The following is a 305-nucleotide window of genomic DNA, read 5'->3' as shown; positions in this document are numbered from 1 at the left end:
AAAAATGAGGTAAAAAATGAGGTAAAAAATGAGGTAAAAAATGAGGTAAAAAATGAGGTAAAAAATGAGGTAAAAAATGAGGTAAAAAATGAGGTAAAAAATGAGGTAAAAAAAACCCAAAAAAATGGAAATTTTTAGGTAAAAAAACCCAAAAAAAAAATGGAAATTTTTAGGTAAAAAAACAAAAAAAAATGGAAATTTTTAGGTAAAAAAACCCAAAAAAATAGAAATTTTTAGGTAAAAAAACCCAAAAAAATGGAAATTTTTAGGTAAAAAAAACCCAAAAAAATGGAAATTTTTAGGTA

The organism is Buchnera aphidicola (Anoecia corni) (assembly GCF_964056675.1).
Taxonomy (GTDB): domain Bacteria; phylum Pseudomonadota; class Gammaproteobacteria; order Enterobacterales; family Enterobacteriaceae; genus Buchnera_E; species Buchnera_E aphidicola_B.
This window is presented reverse-complemented; position numbering follows the sequence as displayed.